Below are 16,991 nucleotides of genomic sequence, written 5' to 3'. Positions count from 1 at the left end.
CCGGGTCAGCGGGAGCGCAGGGCGAGGAAGACGTCGACGCGGTCTCGGAAGTCGCCCAGGTCGCGGGCGGTCAGTTCCTCGACCCGGCCGATGCGGTAGCGCACGGTGTTGACGTGCAGGTGGAGGTGTTCGGCGGCGCGGCTCCAGCTGCCGTTGCAGTCGAGGAAGGCCTCGAGCGTCTCGAGGAGGCCCGCGTCGTTGCGGGCGTCGTAGGCCAGGACCGGGGCGAGCACCCGGCCCGCGAAGCTGCGGCGCACCTCGTCCGGCACGGCGGCGAGCAGGGCGACGTGCGAGGTCACCTCGGTGGCCCGCACCACCTGCAGCGCCCCGGGCCGCTGCAGGGCCAGCGACCGGGCGTGCCGGGCCTCCTGCAGCGCCCCGGTCAGCGCGGCGACCGCCGCGGGCCTGCTGATCCCGACGGTCAACCGTTCCGCGGTGAACCCGGGGGCGAGCCTGCGCAGCGCGGTGTCGAGGACCGCCGGGTCGCCCGGGACGAACGCGACCGCGAGCCCCTCGTGGGTGCCGACGACCGGTGGTCCGAGGTGCGCCGCGGCGTCGACCAGCACCGACCGGGCTGTCTCCGCGCGCCCGGCCCCCTCGAACGCGGCGACGACGACCGCGTGCTCCACCGCCGGGTCCAGCCCCGCCTGCCGCAGCCGCACCGGCAGCTCCGGGCGCGTGTCGGCGCCCTCGGCGACCAGGGCGATCGCGTCGTCGGCGATGTCGCGGCCCACCCGCAGGCCCTCGCCGCGCCGCGCCCGGTCCAGCGCCGCCACCGCGACCAGCTCGCCGACGGCCTCGGTGTGCTCGCGGTCCGGGCCGCCGTCGACCACGACGAACCAGGAGGTCGCGCGCAGCTCGGAGGACGGGCCGACGGGGAAGACGGACCGCTGCGGGTCCTCGGCGGGCAGGCGTTCGGCGGTCAGGAAGGTGCGGACGGCGGCGGCCAGCTCGTCCTCGGGCAGGGGCGGGCCCGCCAGCGCCCGCCCGGTCGCCGACAGCACCCGGCAGGTCCGGCCGATCTCCGCCCCCACCCGCGCGGTCAGCTCGTCCAGCCCGGCGCCGCTCGCGGCCGCCGCGAGCAACCTGCGTTGTCTGCCGAGGGTCTCGGCGAGGCGGTCGCCGCGCGCCGCGGTCACCGAGCCGACGACGTACTCGGTCACCGCCGCGAAGGAGACCTCCTCGGGGACCTCCAGGAGCGGGACGCCGTGTCGGACGCAGGCCTCGACCACGTCCGCCGGGGTGCCGTGGAAGACGGCGGCGCCCGCGGCCAGCGCCGCCACCGGGGCCTTGGCGAGCGCGCTGACGAACCGCTCGGCGTCGTCGGTGCCCCGGCGCCACACCAGCCCGCTGATCACCAGCTCGCCGCCGGTCAGGTAGCGCCCGGGGTCGGGCAGGTCGGTCGTGTAGACCCAGCGCACAGGGCGGTCGAGGGCCGCCTCGTCGCCGTGGAGCAGCCGGAGCCGGAGGTCGGCGCGCCCGACCAGGTCCCGCAGCAGCATTGGAGGAACGTACAACTCGGGCGTGTGGGACCGCCATGGCTTCGTCGCACCGGGGACTCCTGATCGTGACGAAGCGACGGTGTACTTCTCGCCATGGACTTCCTGGCGCCGACCTCCTGGGCGGAGGCTCTCGAGTGCAAGGCCGCGCACCCCGACGCGGTCGCGATCGCGGGCGGCACGGACGTCATGGTGGAGCTGAACTTCGACCACCGACGCCCGCCCGCCCTGCTCGACCTCAACCGGGTCCCCGAGCTGGCCGACTGGGCACTCGACGACGGCCGGGTGCGGCTGGGCGCGGGCGTCCCGTACGTCCGGGTGATCTCCGAGCTGGGGCACCTGCTGCCCGGCCTGGCGATGGCCGCCCGCACGGTCGGGTCGCCGCAGATCCGCAACCGCGGCACGGTCGGCGGGAACCTCGGCGCGGCCTCGCCCGCGGGGGACTCGCACCCGGCCCTGCTCGCGGCGTTCGCGTCCGTGGAGATCGGCTCGGTGCGCGGCACCCGCGAGGTCCCGGTGGCGGAGTTCTTCACCGGCGTCAAGCGCTCGGTGCTGGAGCCGGACGAACTCATCTCCGCCGTGCTGGTCACCCCGCCGTCGGGCCCGCAGCAGTTCTCCAAGATCGGCACCCGCAACGCCATGGTGATCGCGGTGTCCGCCTTCGGGTTCGCGCTGCACCCGGACACCCGCACCGTCGGGACCGGCATCGGGTCGGCCGCGCCCACCCCGCGCCCCGCCCCCGAGGCCGCCGCGTTCCTCGCCGGGGAGCTGGAGGCCGCGGGGCTGTGGAGCTCCCGCGGCGCCCTGCCCGCGACCCTGGCCACGGAGTTCGGCCGCCGGGTCCGGGACGCCGCCGCCCCGATCGACGACGTCCGCGGCTCCGCCGCCTACCGCAGCCACGCCCTGTCCGTGATGGCCCGTCGCACCGCGACCTGGGCCTGGGACGCCTACCGCGACGAGAACCGGAGCGCCGCATGAGGATCGAGCTGACCGTCAACGGCGTCGCCCGCGAGGCGGACGACGTGTGGGAGGGGGAGAGCCTGCTCTACGCCCTGCGCGAGCGGCTGGGCCTGCCCGGGTCCAAGAACGCCTGTGAGCAGGGCGAGTGCGGCTCCTGCACCGTGTACCTCGACGGGGCGCCCGTCTGCGCGTGCCTCGTGGCCGCGGGCCAGGCGCAGGGTCGTGAGGTGACCACGGTGGAGGGTCTGGCGGGAGACGGGCTGGACCCGGTGCAGCAGGCCTTCGTGGAGAAGGGCGCGGTGCAGTGCGGCTTCTGCACCCCCGGCTTCCTGATGTCCACGAAGGACCTGCTGGACCGCGACCCGGCGCCGTCCGACCCGGAGATCCGGGAGGCGCTGGCGGGCAACCTGTGCCGCTGCACGGGCTACGAGAAGATCCTGGACGCCGTGCGGACCGCGGCGGCGAACCGATGATCATCGAGAACGCCCACGTCGTGACCGTGACCGGCGCGGAGATCGCCGGCGGCCACGTGGTCGTCGAGGACGACCGGATCACCGCGGTGGGCGCCGGCCCGGCGCCCAGCCGCGAGGGCCACCGGGTCGTCGACGCGCGCGGCGGCCTGCTCACCCCCGGGTTCGTCAACACCCACAACCACCTCTACCAGTGGGTCACCCGCGGCCTCGCCGCCGACCACACGCTGTTCGAGTGGCTGACCACGCTCTACCCGGTGTGGGCCGGCATCGACGAGCACGCCGTCCACACCGGGGCGACCGGCGCGCTGGCCCAGCTCGCGCTCACCGGCTGCACCACCAGCAGCGACCACCACTACGTCTTCCCCCGGGAGGGCGGGGACGTGTTCGCCGCGGAGATCCGGGCGGCGGCCGACGTGGGCCTGCGGTTCCACCCCTGCCGCGGCTCGATGGACCTGGGACAGAAGGACGGCGGCCTGCCGCCGGACCACGTCGTCGAGGACCGGGACGCGATCATGGCCGCCTCCGAGGCGGCGATCGACCGCTGGCACGACCCCTCGCCCGGCTCGATGCTCCAGGTCGCGCTCGCCCCGTGCTCGCCGTTCTCGGTGACCGGGGAGCTCATGCGCGAGTCCGCGCAGCTGGCGCGGCGCCGCGGCGTGCGGCTGCACACCCACCTCGCCGAGACCACGGACGAGGACGAGTTCTGCCGGGAGCGCTTCGGCTCCTCGCCGCTGGAGTACGTCGAGTCGCTGGGCTGGACCGGCGCGGACGTCTGGTTCGCCCACGGCATCCACTTCGACGACGCCGCGGTGAAGCGGATCGGCGCCACCCGGACCGGGGTGGCGCACTGCCCCTCGTCCAACGCCCGGCTCGGGGCCGGGATCGCCCGCACCCGCGACCTGCGGGAGGCGGGCGCCCGCGTCGGCCTCGGCGTCGACGGCGCGGCCAGCAACGAGGCGGGCTCGCTCCTGGAGGAGGTCCGGCACGCGGTGCTGTTCGCCCGCGCCGTCGGTGGCCCCACCGCGCTGACCGTCCGGGACGCCCTGGAGCTGGCCACCATGGGCGGCGCCCGGGTGCTCGGGCGCGAGCAGGAGATCGGCTCGATCGAGGTGGGCAAGCTCGCCGACCTGGCCCTCTGGGCGCTCGACGGGCTGGGCCACGCGGACGTCGCCGATCCCGTGGCCGCCCTGGTGCTCGGCTCCCCGCCGCCGCTGGAGCTGCTGCTCGTGAACGGCCGACCCGTCGTCGAGCACGACCGGGTCACCACCGTGGACACCGACGCCGTGGCACAGGAGTGCGTCCGCGTCCACCGGACGTTGTTGGAGAAAGCCTCATGACCTCGACCGAAACGCGCATGGCAGGCAGGCTGGGGGACTCCCCGCTGCGCCCCGACGGCACCCTCAAGGTCACCGGCGAGTTCGCGTACTCGTCCGACCTCTGGCACGACGACATGGTCTGGGGTGTCACGCTGCGCAGCCCGCACCCCAGCGCACGGATCCGCGCGATCGACCTCACCGACGCGCTGCGCGTCCCGGGTGTCTCGGCGATCCTCACGGCGAAGGACGTGCCGGGGGAGAACGCCGTGGGCCTGGAGCACCTCGACACCCCGGCCCTGGCCGACGGCGTGGTCCGCTACCAGGGCGAACCCGTCGCGCTGGTCGCGGCGGACCATCCCGAGACGGCCCGCCGCGCGGCGGCCCGGATCGTCGTGGACTACGAGGTGCTGCCCGCGGTCACCGACCCCCGCACGGCGCTGGACCCGGACACCCCCTGGGTGCACGCGGACCACGACAACCTGGTGCGGGACCTGAGGATCCGCCGCGGCGACCCGTCGCCGACCGCGCCGGTCGTCGTCTCCCTCGACTTCGAGGTCGGCATGCAGGACCAGGCCTTCCTCGGGCCCGAGTCGGGGCTCGCGGTGCCGGACGGCGAGGGCGGTGTCGACCTCTACGTCGCCACCCAGTGGCTGCACGTCGACCAGGGCCAGGTCTGCCGGGTGCTGGGGCTGCCGCCGGAGCAGGTGCGGCTGACACTCGCCGGCGTCGGGGGCGCGTTCGGGGGCCGCGAGGACCTCTCGATGCACGTCCACGCCTGCCTGCTGGCGCTGCACACCGGCAAGCCGGTGAAGATGAGCTACGCCCGGGACGAGTCGTTCTTCGGGCACGTGCACCGCCACCCCGCGTGGCTGCGCTACGAGTTCGGCGCCCGCGAGACCGGCGAGCTGGTGTACGCCAAGGCGGACATCCTGTTCGACGGCGGCGCCTACGCCTCGTCCACGCCCGCCGTCGTCGGGAACGGCGGCACGCTGGGGCTGGGCCCGTACCGGATCCCGAACGTCCACGTGGACGCCCGCGGGGTCTACACGAACAACCCCACCTGCGGGGCGATGCGCGGGTTCGGCTGCGTGCAGGCCGCCTTCGCGCACGAGGCGCTGATGGACGAGCTGGCCGACCGGATCGGCATGGACCGCGTCGAGATCCGGGCGCTCAACGGCATGGTGGAGGGCGACCTCACCATCACCGGCCAGGTCGTCGACTCCGCCGCGCCCGTGGCGGAGCTGATCCGCACGGTGCGCGACCTGCCCCTGCCCGCGGAGCCCGCAGGCGAGCGGGACATCCGCGAGCTCCCCGGCGGGGCGTCCAACACCACGCACGGCGAGGGTGTGCGGCGCGGGATCGGGTACGCGGTGACCTACAAGAACGTCGGGTTCTCCGAGGGGTTCGACGACTACTCCACCGCCCGCGTGCGGCTGGAGGTCGTCGGCGGCGAGCCGGTGGCGACGGTCCACACGGCGGCCGCCGAGGTCGGCCAGGGGCTGATCACCATCGAGCAGCAGATCTGCCGCACCGAGCTGGGTGTGGAGCAGGTCGTGGTGCACCCGAAGGACACCACCGTCGGTTCCGGCGGCTCGACGTCCGCCTCCCGCCAGACCTACGTCACCGGCGGCGCCGTGAAGGCGGCGTGCGAGGCGGTGCGGGCGTCGGTCCTGCGTCGGGCGTCGGAGGCGCTGGGGCGCGCGGAGCTCCGGCTGGACGGGGAGAAGATCGTCGCGGCGGGCGGGGAGGTCGTCGCCTCCCTGGCGGAGGTCCTCACCGACCCCGTCGAGGAGACGGTCGAGTGGCGCCACCGCCCCACGTACCCGATCGACCCGGAGACGGGGCAGGGGAACGCGCACGTGCAGTACGCCTTCTCCGCGCACCGCGCGGTGGTGGACGTCGACGTCGAGCTGGGGCTGGTCAAGGTCGTGGCACTGGACACCGCGCAGGACGTGGGCCGGGCGCTGAACCCGGACGCCGTCGTCGGGCAGATCCAGGGCGGCAGCGCGCAGGGCATGGGCCTGGCGCTGATGGAGGAGATCGTCGTGCAGGACGGGATCGTGAAGAACCCGTCGTTCACCGACTACCTCATCCCCACCATCCTGGACATGCCGCCGATGCAGGTGAAGGTCCTGGAGTACGCGGACCCGCACGCCCCCTACGGGGTCCGCGGCGTCGGCGAGCCGCCGACGATCTCGTCGGGTCCGGCGGTGGCCGCCGCCATCCGGGCCGCCACCGGCAAGCCGCTGCGCCGCGTCCCCGTCCGCCCCGAGCACATCACCTTCTGACCTGTGCGCGGCGATGGTCGCCAGGGCGACCATCGCCGCTCACGAGAGGAACCGGCATGCCTCGGATGTTCCTGAACGGCACCGCCATGTCCGGCGGCGCCGACCACCACCTCGTGGGCGACGCCCCGCTGGTGGCCCGCACCACCACCGCGCCCCGGTACCGCTTCCACGCGGTCGAGGGCCGCTACCCGGCCCTCGAGGAGGGTGGGACCGCCGCCGTCGCGGGTGAGCTCTACGAGCTGTCCTACGCCCAGCTCCGGGAGGTCCTTTTGCCCGGCGAGCCCGACGGGCTGGAGCTCGGCGTCATCGAGCTGGCCGACGGGTCCGGCTCCCTCGCGATGATCCTGCGCCCTGGGCACACCGCTCCGCGCACGGACATCTCGGACATCGCCGACTGGCGGGAGTACCGCTCGTGAGGACGGTCTTCCGCGGCCGTGCGATCGTCGACGGCGGGGAGCGGCCCGCCGCCGTCCTGGTCGACGGAGAGCGGATCGCCGCCGTGCTGCCGATCGACGCCCCGCTCGACGCCGTCGAGGTCCGGCCTGCGGCGGACGAGGTGCTGATCCCCGGCCTGGTCGACACGCACGTGCACGTCAACGAGCCCGGCCGCACCGAGTGGGAGGGCTTCGCCTCCGCCACCCGGGCCGCCGCCGCGGGCGCGGTCACGACGATCGTCGACATGCCCCTGAACTCGCTCCCGCCGACGCTCGACGTCGAGTCCCTCGCGATCAAGCGCAAGGCCGCGGACGGGCAGTGCGCCGTGGACGTCGGGTTCTGGGGCGGGGCGGTGCCCGGCAACGAGCACGCGCTGCCGGACCTGGTCGCCGCGGGCGCGTTCGGCGCCAAGTGCTTCCTGCTGGACAGCGGCGTGCCGGAGTTCCCGCCGCTGCCCGACCCGCGCACCGCGCTGCGGGTGCTGGGGGACGCGGTGCTGCTGGCGCACGCGGAGGACGCCGCTCTCATCGGGTCCACCCGAGGCCCGCGCTACGGCGACTTCCTCGCGTCCCGGCCCGCCGCGGCCGAGGACTCGGCCATCGCCGGGTTGCTCGACGCCGCGCGCGAGACGGGCGGGCGCGTGCACGTCGTGCACCTGTCGTCCGCCGCGGCGCTGCCGCTGCTGGCCCGGGCCCGCGCCGAGGGCGTGCGGGTCACGGTCGAGACGTGCCCGCACTACCTCGCCCTCGCGGCCGAGGAGATCCCCGACGGCGACACCCGCTTCAAGTGCTGCCCGCCCGTGCGCGAGGAGGCCAACCGCGACCTGCTCTGGCAGGGCCTCGCGGACGGCGTGATCGACATGATCGTCAGCGACCACTCGCCCGCGACACCGGAGCTCAAGGGCACCGGGGACTTCGGGTCGGCGTGGGGCGGGATCGCGTCGCTGCAGATCGGGCTCGCGGTCGTGTGGACCGAGGCCCGGCGGCGGGGCTGGTCGCTCGCCGCCGTCGTCGACCGGATGGCGACGGCCCCGGCGGACCTGGTCGGGCTGCGGCACAAGGGCCGCATCGCCCCCGGCGCGCACGCGGACCTCGCGATCGTCGCGCCGGACGAGACCTTCACGGTGGGTGCGCTCGCCCACCGCCACCCCACCACCCCCTACGCCGATCGCACGCTGCACGGCGTGGTCCGCGGCACCTGGCTGCGCGGCGAGCGGGTGGGGCCCGACCCCCGTGGTCGACTGATCGAGAGAGGTGAGCGCTGATGTACCCCGATCTCGCGCTGCGCACCGTCGGCGGTTCCGTGGTCCGGGCGAGCGACGAGTCGTTCGCCGCCAAGGAGAACCTGATCGTCCCCGGTCCGCCGGTCTTCGACCCGACGACCTTCGGCCACCGCGGCAAGGTCTACGACGGCTGGGAGACCCGCCGCAGGCGCACCCCCGGCGAGGACCAGGCCGTGGTCCGGCTCGGCGCGCCCGGCATCGTCCGGCGAATCGTGGTCGACACGACCTGGTTCACCGGCAACCACCCGCCGCGGGCCGCGGTCGACGGCCGCGCGGACGGGGACTGGTTCGAGCTGGTCACTCTCTCGGACCTCAAGGGGGACAGCGAGAACGTGTTCGACGTCCGCTGCCACCGCCGCGCCGACGAGGTCCGGCTGCGCATCGTCCCGGACGGCGGAGTCGCGCGCCTGCGGGTGTTCGGCGAGGCGCTGCCCGACCCGGCCCTGCTGGCGGCGCTGGGCACCGTCGACCTCGCCGCCGTCGAGAACGGCGGGCACATCCGGGACGTGTCGAACCGGTTCTACAGCGAGCCCCACAACCTGTTGCTCCCCGGTCCCGCCCGGTCGATGGGGGAGGGGTGGGAGACCGCCCGCCGCCGAGACGCCGGGAACGACTGGGTCGAGATCGGCCTGGCGGTCGAGTCGTCCCTGGCCGTCGTCGAGCTGGACACGAGGTACTTCCTGCACAACGCGCCCGCGCGGGCGGTGCTCCGCAGCGGTGGTCGCACCCTGCTGGAGTCCGAGCTCAGCCCGGACACCGTGCACCGCGTCGTGCCGGACGACCCGACCCCCGTCACCGCCGTCCGCCTGGACATCCACCCCGACGGCGGCCTGTCCCGAGTACGCCTGTGGGGCACCCCCACCGCTGGTGGCTATCGGACGCTCGAAACCCGCTGGCTCTCGGCCCGCTGACCCCGTCCGCATCATGGAGCCACGACTGTCGTTTCGCGGGTCGAGAACGACAGTTGTGGCTCCATGATGCCCTGATCTTGGGAGAGACCGTGCACGCGCTCAACTGTTCGCTCGTGTTGGCCGATGTTCCTGTGCTGGAGCGGCCTGCGGCCGCCGCGGCCGCCGGGTTCGCCGCCGTCGAGTTCTGGTGGCCCTTCTCCTCGGCCGCGCCGTCGGACGCCGAGGTGGACCGCTTCGCCCGCGCCGTGGAGGACGCCGGGGTGGACCTGGTGGGGCTCAACTTCGCCGCGGGGGACATGCCCGCGGGTGACCGCGGCCTGGTGTCCTGGCCGGGCCGGGAGTCGGAGTTCCGGGCCTCGGTCGCGGTGGCGGTCGGGCTCGGCGAACGGCTCGGCATCTCGGTCTTCAACGCCCTGTACGGCAACCGCGTCGACGGCGCGAGCGGCCAGGACGACCTCGCGCTGGAGAATCTCGCCCACGCGGCGAAGGAGGCCGAGCGCATCGGCGCGACGGTGGTGCTGGAGCCCCTGAGCGGCGCCGACCGCTACCCGATCCGCACGTGCGCCGACGCGGTCGCGGTGCTGGACCGGGTCGGCGCGCCGAACACCGGCCTGCTGTTCGACGTCTACCACCTCGCCGTCAACGGCGAGGACCTCGACGCCGCGATCGCCGCCCACGCGCACCGCATCGCCCACGTTCAGCTCGCCGACGCGCCGGGACGGCACGAGCCCGGTACCGGCGACATCGACTTCCCCCACGTCCTCGCCGCGCTGCAGGCCGCCGGCTACACCGGCCGCACCGCGCTGGAGTACGTCCCCACCCGAAAGGTCATCGCATGAGCACGATCGCATTCATCGGCCTCGGCATCATGGGCGGCCCGATGGCGGCCCACCTCGTCGACGCGGGCCACGACGTCGTGGGCCACAACCTCTCCCGGCTCGCCGTCGACGTGCTCGTCGAGCGGGGCGGACGCGCCGCCACCGACACCGCGGACGCGGTCCGCGAGGCGGACGTCGTGATCACCATGGTCCCCGACAGCCCCGACGTCGAGGCGCTCGTGTTCTCCGAGGACGGCATCCTCGCCCACGCCAAGCCCGGCACCCTGCACATCGACTGCTCGACGATCCGCCCGGACGTCGCGCGCCGGATCGCCGAGGCCGAGCGCGAGCGCGGCATCCGCCCGGTCGACGCGCCGGTCAGCGGCGGCGAGCCCGCCGCCGTCGAAGCCACGCTGTCGATCATGGTCGGCGGCGCGGACGACGACGTCGCGGCCGCCCGTCCGCTCCTGGAGACCGTGGGCCGGACCGTCGTCCACGTCGGACCGTCGGGGGCGGGCCAGACCGTCAAGGCCGCCAACCAGCTGATCGTCGCCGGGAACATCCAGCTGGTCGCCGAGGCGCTGGTGTTCCTCGAGGCCTACGGCGTCGACACCGAGTCCGCGCTGGAGGTCCTCGGCGGCGGCCTGGCCGGCAGCACGGTCCTCGCGCGCAAGGGTGCCACGATGCGCGCCCGCACCTTCGCACCCGGCTTCCGGATCGACCTGCACCACAAGGACCTGGGCATCGTGACGGCGGCGGCGCGGGAGGCGGGCGTCGCCATCCCGCTGGGTGCGCACGTGGCCCAGCTGGTGGGCGCGCTGCGTGCGCAGGGGCACGGCTCGCTCGACCACAGCGCCCTGCTGACGCAGGTCGAGGCACTCTCCGGACGGGCACGATGACCCGCATGCGCGCCGTCGACGCCGCCGTCGCGATCCTCAAGGCCGAGGGTGTCTCGCACCTGTTCGGGCTGCCGGGCGCCGCGATCAACCCGTTCTACGACGCCGTCCGCCGCGACGGCACGCTCACCCACGTCCTGGCCCGCCACGTCGAGGGCGCCTCGCACATGGCCGAGGGCTACACGCGCGCGAAGGCGGGCAACATCGGCGTGTGCGTGGGGACGTCGGGACCCGCGGGCACCGACATGATCACCGGGCTCTACTCCGCGATGGCGGACTCCATCCCGATCCTCGCGATCACCGGGCAGGCGCCGGTCGCGAGGCTGCACAAGGAGGACTTCCAGGCGGTCGACATCGCGGCGATCGCCGCACCCGTCACCAAGCTGGCGCTGACCGTCCGCGAGCCGGCCCAGGTCCCCGGCGCGGTCGCGCAGGCCTTCCACCTCATGCGGTCCGGGCGCCCGGGCCCGGTGCTGCTCGACCTGCCGATCGACGTCCAGCAGGGCGAGATCGAGTTCGATCCCGAGACGTACGCGCCGCTCCCGGTGCACCGCCCCGCCGCCACCCGCGCGCAGGTCGAGCGGGTTCTCGACCTGCTCGCCGAGGCCGAGCGCCCGGTCATCGTGGCGGGCGGTGGGATCGTCAACGCGGACGCGTGCGCCGAGCTCGTCGAGCTGGCGGAGCTGCTGGACCTCCCGGTGATCCCGACGCTGATGGGCTGGGGCGCGATCCCCGACGACCATCCGCTGATGGCGGGTCTGGCCGGCATCCAGACCGCGCACCGGTACGGCAACGCGACCCTGCTGGCGTCCGACCTGGTGCTCGGCATCGGGAACCGGTGGGCGAACCGGCACACCGGCGGGCTGGAGGTCTACCGGCGCGGGCGGCGGTTCGTCCACGTCGACATCGAGCCCACCCAGATCGGGCGGGTGTTCGCGCCGGACTACGGGATCACCTCCGACGCGGGCGCGTTCCTGCGGACCGCGGTCGAGGCCGCGCGCGAGCGCACCCTGCCGGACCGCAGCGCCTGGGTCCGGGAGTGCGTCGAGCGCAAGGGGACGCTGCAGCGGCGGACCCACTTCGACGACGTCCCGATCAAGCCGCACCGGGTGTACGAGGAGATGAACAAGGCCTTCGGCCCGGACACCCGCTACGTCAGCACGATCGGGCTCAGCCAGATCGCCGGGGCCCAGTTCCTGCACGTCCAGCGGCCGCGGCACTGGATCAACTGCGGGCAGGCGGGGCCGCTGGGCTGGACCGTCCCGGCCGCGCTGGGGGTCCGGGTCGCCGATCCCGAGGCCGGGGTGGTCGCGCTGTCCGGGGACTACGACTTCCAGTTCATGATCGAGGAGCTGGCGGTCGGGGCGCAGTTCACGCTGCCCTACATCCACGTCGTCGTGAACAACTCCTACCTGGGGCTGATCCGGCAGGCGCAGCGCGGGTTCGACATGGACTACTGCGTGCAGCTCGGGTTCGACAACATCAACTCGCCGGAGCTGGACAAGTACGGCGTGGACCACGTCAAGGTCGCCGAGGGCCTGGGCTGCAAGGCGATCCGCGTGACGGACCCCGCCGACCTGCCCGGCGCGTTCGCCCGCGCGAAGGAGCTGGTGGCGCTGCACCGGGTCCCGGTGGTCGTCGAGGTGGTGTTGGAGCGGGTCACGAACATCGCGATGGGCCAGGACCTGGACGCCGTGGTCGAGTTCGAGGAGCAGGCGACCACCCGGGCCCACGCCCCCACCGCGACCATCCCGCTCCCGCTCGCGTGAGGGTCCTGGTCGCGCCGGACAAGTTCAAGGGCACGCTGACCGCGGCGGAGGTCGCCGCGCACCTGGCCGCGGGCCTGCGGGAGGCCGGGCACGAGGCCGTCGAGCTGCCGGTGGCGGACGGCGGCGAGGGCACCCTCGCCGCGGCGCTCGCCGCCGGGTTCCGACGGGTGCCGGCGGGACCGGCCGCGATCGGGCTGCGGGGCGACACGGCGGTGGTGGAGCTGGCGCTCGCCTCGGGCCTGCAGCTCGGGCCGCCGGACCCGCTCGGCGCGACCAGCCGCGGAACCGGCGAGCTGCTGCGCGCCGCGCTCGACGCGGGCGCGCGCCGGGTCGTGCTCGGCGTCGGCGGCAGCGCCTGCACCGACGGCGGCGCGGGCCTGCTCACCGCCCTGGGCGTACGGATCCTCTCCACACGGGGCGACCCGGTCCCCGACGGCGGGGGAGGGCTCCGGGAGGCGGCCTCGGTGGACCTGCGGGGCCTCGACCCCAGGCTGCGGGACACGGAGATCGTCCTCGCCTGCGACGTCGACAACCCGCTGCTCGGCCCCCGGGGCGCCGCCGCGGTCTACGGCCCGCAGAAGGGCGCGACCCCGGCGCAGGTGCGGCTGCTCGAGGAGGCCCTCGCCCACCTCGCGAGCCTGGTCGGCCCCGGCGCGGAGCGTCCCGGAGCCGGTGCGGCGGGCGGGGTCGGGTACGCCGCGCTCGCGGTGCTCGGGGCGCGGCGTCGGCCGGGGATCGAGGTGGTGCTGGAGCTGCTCGGGTTCGCCGCGCACCTGCGCACCGCGGACCTGGTGGTGACCGGCGAAGGGGCCCTCGACGCCCAGACCCTGCACGGCAAGGCCCCGGCCGGGGTGGCCGTGGCGGCCCGCGCGGCCCACGTCCCGGTCGTCGCGGTCTGCGGCCGCTGCGACCTCGACCCCGCGCAGACCCCGTTCGCGCGGGTCACCGCCTTGGCCGACCTCGACCCCGAGCGGTGCCTCACCGATCCCGGTCCGCTGCTGCGGCGGGTCGGGCGGGCGCAGCGGTGATCACTCCCCGCGCCAGGCGCGCCACAGCCGGGCGTAGTGCCCGTCCGCGGCGAGCAGCTCCGCGTGCGTCCCGGACTCCACGATCTCCCCGGCGTCCATCACGAGGATCCGGTCGGCGGTCGACGCCTGCCGCAGCCGGTGCGCCACCACCAGGCCGGTGCGCCCCGCGAGCACGGCGGCGGCGCCGTCCTCCAACCGCGACGCGTCCCGCGAGCCCGCCTCGGCGGTGGCCTCGTCCAACAGCAGCACCACGGGGTCGGCGAGCAGGGCGCGGGCCAGCGCGACCTGGGCGGCCTGCTCGGCCGAGAGCGCGTGCCCGAGCTCGCCGACCACCGTCCGCAGCCCGGACGGCAGCGCGGACACCCAGTCCGCACCGACCGTCGCGAGGGCCTTCTCGATCTCGGCGTCCGTCGCGTCCGCCCGCGCCAGCCGCAGGTCCTCGGCCAGCGGCCCCGCGAAGACGTGGGCCTCCTGGGACACGAGCACGACCGACCCGTCGGCCCGGAACCGCGACACCGGCTCGCCGCCGACGTGCACCGTCCCCGCGGAGGGGTCGGTGAGCCCCGCGAGGATCACCGCGAGCGTGGACTTGCCCGCCCCGCTCGCCCCGACCAGCGCGACGGTCTCGCCGGGCGCGAGCGCCACGGACACGTCCCGCACCACGGGGTCCGCGCCGTAGCGATGGGTGATCCCCGAGGCCGTCACGGAGCCGTTCGGCCGCGGCGCGGGGTCGACGGCGGGCACCTCGGTCACGATCACCCCGACGATCCGCTGCAGGCTGGCGAAGGCCGACTGGATCTCGTCGAAGCTCATGATGATCAGGCCGAGCGGGTTGAACAGCCGGTGGAAGTACAGCGCGGCGGCGGTGACCGCGCCGACCGTGGCGGCCTCGGTGGAGACGAGCGCGAAGCCGACGCCGATGATCGCCGTGAGCCCCACGAGCTCGGCGATGTTCATCCACTTGCCCCACGCCGTGGCGAACCACAACACCGACTTCGAGATCGCCCGCGCCTGCTCCGACGACTCGGTGATGCGCGCGACGTGCTGGTCCTCGGCGCCGTAGGCGTGCACCGTCGGCAGGCCCTCCAGGCTGGACACCAGCGCCTCGGCGCGGTCGCCGAACGCGGCCCGCTCGGCGGCATAGCGCTCTGCCGCCCGGGGCAGGTACCAGCGGATCGCGAAGCCGTACACCGGGATGGCGGTCAGGCCCGCCACGGCGAGCCACGGGTCGAGGGCGAACAGGCCGACCATCGTCAGGCCGACCGTCAGCGCGGCCCCGACCCACGGCGCCAGCAGGGCGGTGATCACCTCGCTGATGACCGCCACGTCGTCTCCCACGCGGCTGAGCAGGTCGCCGCGGCCGGACTCCTCCAGCTCGTTCGCGGGCAGCCGCAGCGCGGTGCCGACGGTGTCCTCGCGCATCCGGGCGAGGACCCGCTGGCCGATCCGGGCGACGAGGGCGGCGCTGATCGCGGTCAGCACGGCGCTCAGCACGCCCGCGCCCGCCACCAGCACCACCAGCTCGACGATCTCCGCGGTCGTGGTGCCGCGCAGCACGGCGTCGACGATCAGGCCGATCGCCCAGGGCGCGACCAGGCCGGACAGCGAGGCGAGCGCGGCCAACAGGACCGTCGAGACGGCGAGCGCCCGCCGGCTCCGCAGGTACCCGCCGATCGCGCGGCGGACCTGCCCCGCGGTGGCGAGGGGGAGGCGCGTGCTCATCCCAGGACCTTCTTCCGGTAGCCCTCGTGGGCGAGCAGGTCGTGGTGCGTGCCCTCGGCGAGGACGCCCTCGGCGGCGAGGTGCACGACGTGGTCGGCGTGGGCGAGCAGCACGGGGCTGTCGGTGATCACGACGGTCGTCCGGTCCCGGCGCAGCGTCCGCAGGCCCTGCGCGACGGACTCCTCGGTGACCGAGTCGATCGCCGTCGTCGGGTCGCGCAGGACGAGCACGGGGGGATCGGCGTGCAGCGCGCGGGCCAGCGCGAGCCGCTGGCGCTGGCCGCCGGACAGGCTCAGGCCCCGGTCCCGGACCGGCTCGTCGAGGCCTGCGGACTGGGCGTCGACGAAGTCCGCGGCGCCGGCCGCGACGATGGCGGGCCGCAGGTCACCGGGCACGCCGCTGAGCGCCATGTTCTCCGCGACGGTCCCGGCGAACAGGTGGGCGTGGTGGGGCTCGACGTGCACGGCCTCCGGGGCGGCGCCGTCGAAGGTCACGGTGCGCTCCCGCAGCGCCGCGGTGAGGCGGTCGGCGACCTCCGGCTCGGCCACGATCCCGGTCAGCCGCCCGGCGGGCAGGTCGAGCCGCACCGGCTCGACCGGCTCGACGACCGGCGCCTCGTCCAGCACCCCGCCGACGCGCGCGGCGCTCGCCTTGGCGGCCGCACCGATCTGCAGGTAGAAGCCCGCCGCGGTCAGCGGCTCGGCGATGAACTGGGCCGCGCCGACCGCGGAGACGAAGGCGCCGATGGTGATCGTTCCGTCGACGGCGAGCAGGCCCGCGGACGCGACCGACACCGCGAGCACCAGGGTGGCGGCGAGTACGGTGGCGCCGAGCTGCAGCGACTTGGCGGTGCCCGTGCGGACGCCCGCGCTCTCGGCCCGCCTGCTGACCTCGCGGTAGCGCGCGGTGGCGGTGCGCTGGGCGCCGAGCCCGTGCAGCACGCGCAGGCCGGTCACCAGGTCGGTGGCCAGCGCCGACGCCTCGGCGAGGGACTCCTGCTGGCCCGCCACCCGTCGGGAGAGCAGCGGGGACAGCGCGTTCAGCCCCAGGGTGACGACCACGGCCGTCACGATCAGGCCCAGCCCCAGCAGCGGGTCGATCCCGATCAGGATCGCCGAGCTGACCAGCAGCGCGGCCGCCGAGCCGCACAGCCCCGACACCCAGATGACCGACCGCGCCGTCTGGTCGGCGTCCGACGACGCGATGGTCAACAGCTCGCCGTGCCGCCGCGCGGTGGTGGCCCCCGGGCGCAGCAGCCTGCCCGCGAGCTCCGTGCGCAGCAGGTGGCCCTCGTCGATGACCGCGCCCTGCCCCAGCCGGGCGAACCAGCGGTAGCAGGTGTTCAGCACCCCGAACAGCAGGACGAACCCCGCCAGGCAGAGCACGAGCATCCGCACGTCGCCGGTGGCCACGGCGCGGTCCACCGAGAACCCGATCGCGAGCGGGACCAGCGCCTCGCACGTCTGGTGCCCCATCAGCAGCAGCGACGCCCCGAGCACCCGTCTGCGCTGGCGGCGCAGCACCCGCCTGCGCAGACCGTCGTCCGTTTTCACCCGGTAAGGGTAGGCTCAGTGATCGGCGGGGCGCGGTCCGG

The 16,991-nt window shown here is 75.0% G+C and carries 14 protein-coding genes; 11 read left to right on the top strand and 3 right to left on the bottom strand.

Translation table 11 applies throughout. The features are described from left to right. Nucleotides 1-5: 5 nt before the first annotated feature. A complete protein-coding gene (locus BLS43_RS20915; RefSeq protein WP_093087720.1) occupies nucleotides 6-1,502 on the bottom strand; it encodes a PucR family transcriptional regulator in 1,497 nt (498 codons plus the stop codon). Between the two features lie 93 nt (nucleotides 1,503-1,595). On the opposite strand from BLS43_RS20915, the gene BLS43_RS20910 reads away from it, so the two are divergent. From BLS43_RS20910 to BLS43_RS20860, 11 genes are all read left to right on the top strand, one after another. After that, on the top strand, nucleotides 1,596-2,477 hold the full coding sequence (locus BLS43_RS20910; protein ID WP_093087717.1) for an FAD binding domain-containing protein: 882 nt from the start codon (nucleotides 1,596-1,598) through the stop codon (nucleotides 2,475-2,477). After that, a complete protein-coding gene (locus BLS43_RS20905; protein ID WP_093087713.1) occupies nucleotides 2,474-2,932 on the top strand; it encodes a (2Fe-2S)-binding protein in 459 nt (152 codons plus the stop codon). The genes BLS43_RS20910 and BLS43_RS20905 overlap by 4 nt, the downstream gene beginning before the upstream one ends. Next, a complete protein-coding gene (locus BLS43_RS20900) occupies nucleotides 2,929-4,269 on the top strand; it encodes an 8-oxoguanine deaminase (RefSeq protein WP_093087710.1) in 1,341 nt (446 codons plus the stop codon). Before BLS43_RS20905 ends, BLS43_RS20900 begins: the two co-directional genes overlap by 4 nt. Next, nucleotides 4,266-6,536: a xanthine dehydrogenase subunit D gene (pucD, locus tag BLS43_RS20895; RefSeq protein WP_093087707.1), complete on the top strand. Its 2,271-nt coding sequence runs from the start codon at nucleotides 4,266-4,268 to the stop codon at nucleotides 6,534-6,536. The genes BLS43_RS20900 and pucD overlap by 4 nt, the downstream gene beginning before the upstream one ends. 56 nt (nucleotides 6,537-6,592) lie before the next feature. Beyond that, complete coding sequence (locus BLS43_RS20890; RefSeq protein ID WP_093087703.1) at nucleotides 6,593-6,952, top strand: allophanate hydrolase-related protein; 360 nt, start codon at nucleotides 6,593-6,595, stop codon at nucleotides 6,950-6,952. Beyond that, a complete protein-coding gene (gene allB / locus BLS43_RS20885; RefSeq protein WP_093087701.1) occupies nucleotides 6,949-8,235 on the top strand; it encodes an allantoinase AllB in 1,287 nt (428 codons plus the stop codon). Before BLS43_RS20890 ends, allB begins: the two co-directional genes overlap by 4 nt. After that, entirely contained in the window at nucleotides 8,235-9,164 is a 930-nt protein-coding gene (gene alc / locus BLS43_RS20880; protein ID WP_093087699.1) for an allantoicase, read from the top strand. The genes allB and alc overlap by 1 nt, the downstream gene beginning before the upstream one ends. 89 nt (nucleotides 9,165-9,253) lie before the next feature. Next, a complete protein-coding gene (locus BLS43_RS20875; protein ID WP_245707634.1) occupies nucleotides 9,254-10,003 on the top strand; it encodes a hydroxypyruvate isomerase family protein in 750 nt (249 codons plus the stop codon). After that, nucleotides 10,000-10,881, top strand: coding sequence for a 2-hydroxy-3-oxopropionate reductase (locus tag BLS43_RS20870; RefSeq protein WP_093087694.1), 882 nt, complete (start codon nucleotides 10,000-10,002; stop codon nucleotides 10,879-10,881). Before BLS43_RS20875 ends, BLS43_RS20870 begins: the two co-directional genes overlap by 4 nt. Then, nucleotides 10,878-12,647, top strand: a complete 1,770-nt coding sequence (gene gcl / locus BLS43_RS20865; RefSeq protein WP_093087691.1) for a glyoxylate carboligase — start codon at nucleotides 10,878-10,880, stop codon at nucleotides 12,645-12,647. The genes BLS43_RS20870 and gcl overlap by 4 nt, the downstream gene beginning before the upstream one ends. Then, nucleotides 12,644-13,675 carry a glycerate kinase gene (locus tag BLS43_RS20860; protein WP_093087687.1) on the top strand — a complete coding sequence of 344 codons (1,032 nt, stop codon included), beginning with the start codon at nucleotides 12,644-12,646 and terminating at the stop codon, nucleotides 13,673-13,675. Before gcl ends, BLS43_RS20860 begins: the two co-directional genes overlap by 4 nt. Here the strand turns inward: BLS43_RS20860 and BLS43_RS20855 are convergent, their stop codons facing one another. Together BLS43_RS20855 and BLS43_RS20850 are read right to left on the bottom strand one after the other, a co-directional pair. After that, nucleotides 13,676-15,397 (bottom strand): ABC transporter ATP-binding protein, encoded by a 1,722-nt coding sequence (locus tag BLS43_RS20855; RefSeq protein ID WP_093087684.1) that lies wholly within the window; start codon nucleotides 15,395-15,397, stop codon nucleotides 13,676-13,678. Continuing rightward, nucleotides 15,394-16,950, bottom strand: a complete 1,557-nt coding sequence (locus BLS43_RS20850) for an ABC transporter transmembrane domain-containing protein (protein ID WP_218129921.1) — start codon at nucleotides 16,948-16,950, stop codon at nucleotides 15,394-15,396. Before BLS43_RS20850 ends, BLS43_RS20855 begins: the two co-directional genes overlap by 4 nt. Nucleotides 16,951-16,991: the final 41 nt, after the last annotated feature.

The sequence above is a fragment of the Pseudonocardia oroxyli genome (assembly GCF_900102195.1).
GTDB classification, from domain to species: domain Bacteria; phylum Actinomycetota; class Actinomycetes; order Mycobacteriales; family Pseudonocardiaceae; genus Pseudonocardia; species Pseudonocardia oroxyli.
This window is presented reverse-complemented; position numbering and strand designations above follow the sequence as displayed.

Bases quoted from the DNA above. Each gene is read 5' to 3' on its own strand.
- pucD (WP_093087707.1), top strand. From the start codon at position 4,266: ATGACCTCGACCGAAACGCGCATGGCAGGCAGGCTGGGGGACTCCCCG.
- BLS43_RS20890 (WP_093087703.1), top strand. From the start codon at position 6,593: ATGCCTCGGATGTTCCTGAACGGCACCGCCATGTCCGGCGGCGCCGAC.
- BLS43_RS20870 (WP_093087694.1), top strand. From the start codon at position 10,000: ATGAGCACGATCGCATTCATCGGCCTCGGCATCATGGGCGGCCCGATG.
- BLS43_RS20900 (WP_093087710.1), top strand. From the start codon at position 2,929: ATGATCATCGAGAACGCCCACGTCGTGACCGTGACCGGCGCGGAGATC.
- BLS43_RS20915 (WP_093087720.1), bottom strand. From the start codon at position 1,502: ATGCTGCTGCGGGACCTGGTCGGGCGCGCCGACCTCCGGCTCCGGCTG.
- alc (WP_093087699.1), top strand. From the start codon at position 8,235: ATGTACCCCGATCTCGCGCTGCGCACCGTCGGCGGTTCCGTGGTCCGG.
- BLS43_RS20855 (WP_093087684.1), bottom strand. From the start codon at position 15,397: ATGAGCACGCGCCTCCCCCTCGCCACCGCGGGGCAGGTCCGCCGCGCG.
- BLS43_RS20910 (WP_093087717.1), top strand. From the start codon at position 1,596: ATGGACTTCCTGGCGCCGACCTCCTGGGCGGAGGCTCTCGAGTGCAAG.
- BLS43_RS20905 (WP_093087713.1), top strand. From the start codon at position 2,474: ATGAGGATCGAGCTGACCGTCAACGGCGTCGCCCGCGAGGCGGACGAC.
- gcl (WP_093087691.1), top strand. From the start codon at position 10,878: ATGACCCGCATGCGCGCCGTCGACGCCGCCGTCGCGATCCTCAAGGCC.